Origin of the sequence: Micromonospora sp. NPDC048905 (assembly GCF_040649655.1) — a bacterium.
Taxonomy (GTDB): domain Bacteria; phylum Actinomycetota; class Actinomycetes; order Mycobacteriales; family Micromonosporaceae; genus Micromonospora.
Genome location: NZ_JBEZFV010000002.1, coordinates 626,837 through 635,499 on the forward strand (window position 1 = coordinate 626,837; position 8,663 = coordinate 635,499).

Here is an 8,663-nt window from a genome sequence, read left to right on the forward strand (position 1 = left end):
CGGCGCCAGCCGTCAGCGCCATTCCGAAGCGTCGCCAAATCACGAAGCAAGACGGCTAAAGGCAGGGACAGAACGGCCGGACCGGCGAGGAAGCACGCCCGACCTTGGAGCCCATGCCGTGTTACCGGCGCTCCCGGGACGCCGCTACCAGGAACGGGTAGCGCCACGTGCAACGCCCGGACCGGATGGTCGTGTCGAGGTATGCCAGACCGTGCCTCTTCAGCCGGACGCCCCGGCGTCCGGTCCCCTCGACCTAAGGAGCAGGGTGATGAACGTCAGCACTCTCAACCGGGACGAGCTACTCCAACTACCCGCGATGGTCGATCTCGCGACCGCCGCTCGCGCTCTCGGCGTTGGCCGTACCAAGGCCTACGAACTGGCGAAGAGAGGTGCCTTCCCTTGTCCGGTGCTTCGGATCGGAACCACCTACCGCGTGCGCACAGCGGACCTACTCAACCTCGTTGGCATCGAACCGCAGCAGCCCAGCCGTGAGGACCCTCCAGCGCGGACGGACACGTAGCTACGCCTCCCGCTGACGGCCGGCCTCGTCGGGCGCAGCGGCCGCCCATGCCGGCCGGTACCGTCCAGCGAGCACGTCGTCGACGAGCAACGCGACGATCCCCGATGGCGCGAGGTCAGGCCGCATCACCGCCAGCCTCTCCACCTCCGAGGGCGTGAGCCGGATCTTGACCTGCTGATCCCGCTTCTCGCGCGCTGGCAACGGGGGCAGCTCCTCGGCGACAGGACGCTGTCGCGGCATGCCTCAACTCCTCGGCGATCTCTCGAACGGTTGGATGACGAGTCGAGGTTCCCACATTCCACATCGCCTATCACCAACCGCCGACGCGCGTGCCCATCGGGACCGATAACTGGTACCAGTTTTCGGTACCATTTCTTGAAGTGCGCAGCAGCTTCCCGCGCGCGGAAGCAGTGCGTCACCAACCCCGCGGAAGGAGCAGGACCCCACGTGAGCACCTCGGACCCGATCAAGAAGATCATTCTTCGAAGCGGCAAGACCCGTTACCGGTTCGTCCTCGACGTCGGACGCAAGCCGGACGGGCGTCGGGACCAGCGGACGTACACCTTCGACACCAGGAAGGAAGCGAAGGCGGAGTACGCCCGGATCAAGCACGAGACCGACCGCGGCACGTACGTCAAACCCGGCAAGATCACGGTCAACGACTTCCTCGACGAGTGGTTAACGTCCGCCACACGGGATGTCGAGAAGGCCACCGCCGCCAACTACCGCGATGCGCTGCTGCCGGTCCGCGCCCGCCTTGGCAGCAAGCCACTCCAGGACGTCACCGAGGCCGACATCGAGGCTCTGATCGACTGGATGCTGACGGAGGGCCGGAAGCGTGGTGGCAAGCCGGGAACGGGGCTCGGTGTTCGGTCAGTGCGCCTGACGCTCGGCCGCCTTCGAACCGCGCTGAACGTGGCGGTTCGGCGTCAGCTCGTCGTCCGCAACGTCGCCGCGTTCGTCGCCATCCCCAGAGCGGCCGCGAAGGCCGCAGTCGAGGCACAGGCTGAGCGCAAGCCCTGGACCCAGGAAGAGGTGAAGGCGTTCCTGACCGGCATCACGGGCGAACGCCTCTACGCCGCCTGCCTGCTGTCGCTCATGGGTCTCCGACCGGCCGAGGTGTGCGGGCTGCGCTGGTCCGATGTCGACTTCGAGGCCGGAACGATCGCGGCCGGGGACAACACCCGGACGCTCGTCGACGGTGAGATCGAGGAGAAGGAGGCCAAGTCGGCGGCCGGCAAACGCGGCCTGCCGATGCCCGCGACGGTAACGAAGGCGCTCAAGGCGTTCCACACCCTGCAGAAGAAAGAGCGCCTGAAGGCCGGTAACGCCTACGTCGACAGCGGCTACGTCCTGGTCAACGAACTCGGCCAGCCGCAGCGCACCGACTGGCTCCGCCGCCGGGTGTACGAGCTGATGGCCAAGGTCGGGGTCCGCAAGGTCCGGCCGTACGACGCGCGGCACGCCTGCCTGACCTACCTCGCCGGCGCCGGAGTTCCCGATGTCGTGCTGGCGGCGTGGGCCGGCCACGCCGACGGCGGCACGCTCGCCAAACGGGTCTACGTTCACCCCGACAGCAGCCACCTGAAGGTGGCGGCCGAGCACCTCGAATCAGGCCTGTTCGGGTGACTTGAGCGCCCGAAATTCAGCAGTACGGGCGTACGTGAGAAATTGTGAGACAGAACAGCAAAAGACCTCGACTCACCGAAGTGAATCAAGGCCTCTGACCTGCCGAAACTCTGTCGGGACGGCCGGATTCGAACCGACGACCCCTTGACCCCCAGTAGTCCGGTGGTCCAGCGGCATGCTCAGGCACGTTTGCCCAGGTCGGTGAAAGCATATACCGGCCGAGTAAAGGAGTCCTCGCACCACTCCCTGGACCGGATGCAACGGCTGTTGAATGCGGCCAACTGGCTCACTGAGGCCGTCCGCGGCGCCCTGCGTGGCTATCCGACGACGCACATAGGGCAACCCGCCACCTCGGCCGTCGTCGCGTCGACGCCAATCCGCCGGAACATCTCGGCAACCGAAACCGGGATCTCGTCCGTCCCAGGCACCGCGCGAATCGCGAGTCGAGTCGATCGGCGCGCGTCCACCACCGAGCTCAAAACCAATCCGTGGCCGTCCCGCCATCCGGCTCCAGGCCAAACCGGCGAATTCGCTGCCAGCGGGGGTCATCGGTATACGCATCGAATATGATTATCAGGCAATTCCTGTCACCGGCGTCCGTCGCGCGCCGCGCCAATCTTTCTGCCTCTTGATCCTGACCGCTGTTGCCACGAACCACGACGAGGTTCTCAAAAGCGGACACGTCTCCGGCCCACGCTGCACGCTCAGCAAAAGCCTCCGCCTCGTCATGGTTGCCCTTGTCTTCGCACACTTCGGCCAACAATACGAGGTCACGCGGGTCGGCTCCGTGTCCCGCCAACTCTGCTTCGGACACACGCCGCCGAAGATTCTGCTCCAGTTTGTCCGCACCACCACTTCGCTGTTGGATGTCCCACAACGGCCGACGAGCGAAAATCTGGGAACCCTTCATAGCCCGCGCACGAAGCTCTGCCGCCTCACGCGCGTCACCGGCTTCGGAGCGAAGGCGCGCTAGCTGCCTGAGCGGCCATGCTTGCTCGAAACCGGCCGTTTCGACCGCTTCTCGTAGCCACTTTTCCGCGCGGGCATTGTCTCCTTGCGATTCAGCAAGCTGGGCCAGCAATTGCTGAGCCTTAGCGTCGTGCTTACCTGCCGCCAGTATCAGCCATCGTTCAGCTTCATCGATCTCTCCCCGAGCGACGAGAAGGCGGGCTAGCTCAATCTGCGCGTCCGTACCGCCACCGGCTGCCGCTCGCCGGTAGTGCAGTTCGGCTTGTTCGAGGTTTCGGGATCGAGCGTGCATGTCACCAAGCAGAACGAGTGCGCGGGCGTTGCCGAGCTCCGCAGCCCGCTCGAACAACATGGCTGCGTGCCGGAGGCGCCACCTGGTCGCCGCCGCGGAGCCAAGCGACACGAGGACTCCGGCGTCGGCGAAGTGATCACGGGCTGCCTGCCAGAACTCCACCGGCGGGACCTGGAAACACCTGCTAATTCTGCCCCACTGCGCCAGGTAGTCACTCACGGTGAAACCCGCTTCGCCCTGCTCACTCTGCCCCGGCTTTTGCCTCCGCCGCGTCACTAGTCCGGATGCACCACGGCACCTGGCGCCTGCGAAAGCCAGTGCCTGGTCCAACCAGTCGTCGCTGGTCGACTGCCATTCGGAGTTTGACAGATACCCGGGAGCAGCGTGCTCCAAAAAGGTTCGGGGCGGGTCCAGGTCAGCGACGAGCCGACGAAGGTCGATCGTGGCATCGATAACCGCTCGAGCCGCGGAGGGAGCAGCTTCATACCGCTCGACTATGGCTGGCCCAGCCGCTAGGTATTGCGTGATCTCGCCAGACCTGGAGAAGGCAAGGGCTTGCCGCAAGCGCGGGTCGTCGCCTCCCGCGGCGCCGACGGCGGCCAACTCCTCTGGGCTGAACCGCCCGGGGATCGGCAACTCGTTGCCGGCAACGAGGATACGAGCCTGCGCGTACAGATCCGCCTGGTCCGGAGGAGGGGCCATTGTGATCCTGTTGAGGTAGTCCGGCCAGATCGTTCCCACGATGAGCACCGGCGCACGCTCGTGATCACGAAGGAGTTCGCGCAAGTTCGCGGCCACCACCTCGCTCACACTGGGATCGGGTGAAACCAGGTAATGCTGGAGTTCGTTCAACCAGACAACCGTGAACGGGGGTAGCCGCGCCAACCCATCAAGCACGGCCTGCGACGGCGACGGCGAGATGGGGTGCCACACCGTCCACCGCGCGGGCAATTGCTGGATCGCCTCCCAGCACGCCCGTGTCTTGCCCGACGAAGACCCACCCACGAGAACGATGAACTCGCTCGTACCATCGCAAGCATGCTGCACGCTCTGACGGAGCTTTTCGTCGTGCGGTCGTAAGAAGTATCGAGGGAGCTCGGGAAGCGCTGCTCCGGCTTCGCCTGGAGCGGTGATGGCTCGGTGAACCTCGAGATCGAAAGGGTCGAGTTCGGTGACCGGCACCAACCGCAGCTCAAGCGTCTCTGATGCAGGCGGAAAGGGATCAACGACAACGGTGTGGTGATAGCTCACCGGACCGGAGTGTCCAATGCTGAGTCCGCCCGTCCCAGTGGCCACTCCGCCATTAATGACGGTCGTGGGCTCTTCAACTGGGGCGTCGCCTCTCTCCGACAAGGACTGTCCCACGTCCTCGCCGGGCCGGCGCGGGTACTGTGTAGCTTCTCCCGTCGCGACCTGCCCGCCTGTCACAACACCGACAGTCTGCCCCGACCCATGACCGTGAACACCATTGTTGATGGTGATCCTTGGCTGCGGTGACGCGCTGGTGGACGTCGATTCACGCCGCCCGGCCCGCACCTGGAGCACGAGCGCAGCGACCACGAGGGGGAACGAGAGGATCGCCACCACCCAGCTCAAGCCCTCAATAACAGGCCGTAATGGATCACTCTCACTCGGCAGCCACGACAGAAGGCCGTATCGGAGCAGCGCCCACAGTCCCGCTGCCGCAACAACTATCACCAGAGCCGCGACGAGACCTCGACGCCACTGCCTCAAAGTCAACTCCTTCCGCCCTCCCCCGGGCTGGCGGGTTTTAGAGCGCAGCCTAACGCAACCTGCGAGTTGAACTCCGTTCGAGGCAAAGCCGACCTACCCGTCGGCTATTCACTGTCTGCGCCGGCTGCTCTGCCCGCCGCAATAGCTCGCCCGCACGTTGGGTTGAGCCTCAAGGTTTCCGGACCGCTCGGCTGGCGATGCCCGGCCGTTCGAATGACCAGGAGTCGCCCCGCGGTGTTCGAGTTCAAGTCGGTCCGCCCAAGCCGTAGAATGCGCCGATGCAGATTCGGCGGGTCATCGCTCGCAACTTCCGCGGCATTCGGCACGCCGACTGGTCACTACCTCGCCAGCGATTTGTGTGCCTGGTCGGTCCCGGCGACAGCACTAAGACGACCTTGCTCGACGCCATTGCGCTCGTGCTGAGCCCGCGATGGACGGTCCAGTTCACCGACGCTGACTTCCACCGGTGTGACGTCTCCCAGCCCATCGTGCTTCAACTCCTGATCGGCGATCTCGACGACACGATGCTGGCCGACAGCGCTTTCGGCCTCGACCTGTGCGGACTTGCCGAGAGTGGGCAGCTGCTGCACGACCCGGTTGACGGCGCGGAAGAGTGCGTCCTGCTGCAGCTGCGCGTGGATGAAGACCTTGAGGCTGAGTGGACTGTCATGCGGCCTGGTTCCACCGAGACCACCCAGCCGCTCACCGCTTCCAAGCGCAAGGCGCTTGGCCTGTTCCGCATCGACGAGCGAGTCGACACCCACCTGCGGTGGGGCCGTGGCTCCGCGCTCACTCGGCTCACGGAGACCTCTGGTGCGAGCCAAGCCGTCACCCTGGCGGGGCGGGCTGCGCGCAACGCCGTCTTCGACGCGTCTCATACCGCCCTGCAAGCAGCGGCCGACACGGTCGCTCTGGCCGCCAGCAGTATCGGCGGTGCTGCTTACACGGGCTTGCGGCCAGGGTGGGACCCGTTGGCGGTCGCGTCGACGGGCGCCCTGCTGCTGCATGAAGGAGCCGTGCCCCTCACGCACGCAGGCCTGGGCACTCGCCGACTGACCAGCATCGCCGTTCAGGAAGGCGCTGCGCTCAATGGGCACGTCATGCTGGTCGACGAGATCGAGCAGGGCCTTGAGCCGCATCGGCTGCTGCACGTATTGCACCGGGTGAAGCAGCGTGCGATTGGCAGCCGTGGACAGGTCATCATCACCACCCACTCACCCTCCGCTGTACAGGCTCTCGAAACGGCCGACATCTGCGTGGTGCGGAGCACCGCAGGCGAGACCACCGTGCGCCAGGTCCCCGACGTCGTCCATGACGCCCAGTCGTCCCTGCGAGCCTGCCCCAGCGCGGTACTGGCCCGCAAAGTCATCGTGGGCGAAGGTAAGACCGAGGTCGGCATGGTCCGCCACCTCATGCGGGCCTGGGATACCGAACAGATCGACGCCGACCAGCCGACACATGCTGCGCTCGGCGTTGCCCTGGCCGACGGAGGCGGCAAGACCGCACCCGTGCGGGCCAAGGTCTTCCAGGACCTCGGCTTCAGCACGCTGCTGCTCGTGGACAACGACGACCCGAACTTCGACGCAGACATCGCCACCGCCACTCACGCAGGCGTCGCCGTAATCCGTTGGCAGGCCGGGCACTCTACGGAGGCCGAGATCACCTCGGCACTCGACATCGACGGACTTTCGGACTTGTTGCAGCTGGCCGCCGAGCTCAGCGGTGAGGACCCTGTCCGCGACGCGGTCATCGCCAAGCTAGATCGGGTCCCCGCACCGGGCCAGCTGAGCCCTGCCTCATGGCTGGAGGCCGGCCATGCCCTACCGGAGCTGCAGCGAGCCGTTGCCGCAGCGGCCGGGAAGAAGGCATGGTTCAAGCGCGAAGACACCGGTGAACGGCTGGGTGCGTTCGTCCTCGATCACTGGGACCAGTTCAAGGGCGTCGCGCTGGGACACCGCCTCGCAGACCTGCACAGTTTCATTTACGGAGACAGCCATTACTACTCCCAATGACGAACTGCTCGCCGTCGCCCGCAAGGTCCGCCAGGCTATGCCGTGCTCTGTGCAGCTGCCTGCAGGTACTGGCAAAACCCACGTCATCGCCGCCGTCGGCTCTCTAGCAGCCAACGCCGGCGAGAGAACCCTGGTCCTTACTCACACCAACGCCGGAGTTGACGCGCTTCGACGAAGAATGACCGCCTTCGGGGTCACGCAAAGGCATGTACGCGTGGAGACAATCGCGAGCTGGTCTCACTCCCTGGTGAACCGCTACCCGCAGCTCGCGCAGTTCTCGGCGCCGCAACTGCCGAACTGGTCTGACTCGCTGCGCTACTACACCGGCGCCGAGCTTGTCGTATCCAGCCGCGCTATTCGCCGCGTACTGGCAGCCAGCTACGACTTGGCGGTCGTTGACGAGTACCAGGACTGCGGAGCCGACCAGCACGCCCTCATCCGTGCCCTGGGCGAGATCCTGCCGGTGGCTGTCTTCGGCGACCCACTGCAGAGCATTTTCAACTTCGGCGGCAACGTGCCAATCACCTGGGAAACGGACGTCGCGGCACGATGGCCGAACACGGAGCTCCCGGCGCGGCCGTGGCGCTGGCTGGGCCACAACGAGGTCCTTGGGGAGTGGCTGATCAAGGTACGTACCGACATCATCACCGGTGCCCCCATCGTCCTCGACGAGTCCGCACCGGTGACCTGGATCGCCGCCGACCCCGCCAACCGGGCACGTGCCTGCTTCGGCCATCGGACCGCAGTCGGGTCTGTGGTGGCCATCGGCGACCTGCCCCACGATGTCGCATCCCAGGCCCGAAACCTTGGTGGTCTCTACACCGTGATGGAGGAAATCGAGGGCAAGGAGATGATGAAGTTCGCCGCCTTCGTCGACAAAGGAGATCCTGCGACCGTCGCCTCCGAGACCGCCAAGTTCGCCAAGACCTGCGCCGCCAAGCTCGCGGACGTCCTCGACACCGCTGTGCTGAAGAAGCTTGCAGCCGGCCAAAGCGTTGCCCACCTGAAACGCCAAGGTGCCCAAGACGCCCTCGTCCGATTGTCTGTGCTGCTCGATGATCCGTCACCCGTCCGAGTGCACGAAGCGCTCAACGCCCTCGGTTCCGTGCCGACCACGAAGATCTTTCGTCACGACGCCTGGTACACGATCCTGAACGCCCTGCGAATCGCCACTTCGGGCAGCACCGACGTGGCGGCAGCCGTGACGCAGCTCCGCAACCGCGCACGTGTCACAGGCCGCCGGACGACGCAACATGTCATCTCACGCCCTGTCCTGATCAAGGGTCTCGAGTACGACCATGCGATCATCCTTGATGCCGATGCCCATCACCCGACCAGCCTCTACGTGGCACTGACAAGGGCCCGCCGGAGCCTCACCATCATCAGCCGCGAGCCCGTCCTCCGGCCAGACGCCAGGTAATAGACCTGGTGTTTGGACTGCAACCGTCGAGGTGTCGGCGCGCTTGCTGCGGCGGGCCGGCTACCACGCCGGGCAGCCTCCCGCGAC

6 protein-coding genes are annotated in these 8,663 nt (G+C 65.5%); 4 read left to right on the forward strand and 2 right to left on the reverse strand.

Annotated features, from left to right (window positions below):
- Positions 1-316: 316 nt before the first annotated feature.
- Positions 317-520, forward strand: coding sequence for a helix-turn-helix domain-containing protein (locus AB0C01_RS07515; protein ID WP_357570707.1), 204 nt, complete (start codon positions 317-319; stop codon positions 518-520).
- On the opposite strand, the gene AB0C01_RS07520 is transcribed toward AB0C01_RS07515, so the two are convergent.
- Complete coding sequence (locus AB0C01_RS07520) at positions 521-760, reverse strand: hypothetical protein (RefSeq protein WP_357570597.1); 240 nt, start codon at positions 758-760, stop codon at positions 521-523.
- 207 nt (positions 761-967) lie between these two features.
- On the opposite strand from AB0C01_RS07520, the gene AB0C01_RS07525 reads away from it, so the two are divergent.
- Positions 968-2,149, forward strand: a complete 1,182-nt coding sequence (locus AB0C01_RS07525; protein WP_357570598.1) for a tyrosine-type recombinase/integrase — start codon at positions 968-970, stop codon at positions 2,147-2,149.
- Positions 2,150-2,624: 475 nt separating this feature from the next.
- Here AB0C01_RS07525 and AB0C01_RS07530 read toward each other — a convergent pair whose 3' ends face one another.
- Positions 2,625-4,661: a tetratricopeptide repeat protein gene (locus AB0C01_RS07530; RefSeq protein WP_357570599.1), complete on the reverse strand. Its 2,037-nt coding sequence runs from the start codon at positions 4,659-4,661 to the stop codon at positions 2,625-2,627.
- A gap of 761 nt (positions 4,662-5,422) precedes the next feature.
- Here AB0C01_RS07530 and AB0C01_RS07535 point away from each other — a divergent pair.
- Positions 5,423-7,156, forward strand: coding sequence for an AAA family ATPase (locus AB0C01_RS07535; RefSeq protein WP_357570600.1), 1,734 nt, complete (start codon positions 5,423-5,425; stop codon positions 7,154-7,156).
- A 37-nt stretch (positions 7,157-7,193) separates the two neighbouring features.
- Positions 7,194-8,576 (forward strand): UvrD-helicase domain-containing protein, encoded by a 1,383-nt coding sequence (locus tag AB0C01_RS07540; protein ID WP_357570601.1) that lies wholly within the window; start codon positions 7,194-7,196, stop codon positions 8,574-8,576.
- Positions 8,577-8,663: the final 87 nt, after the last annotated feature.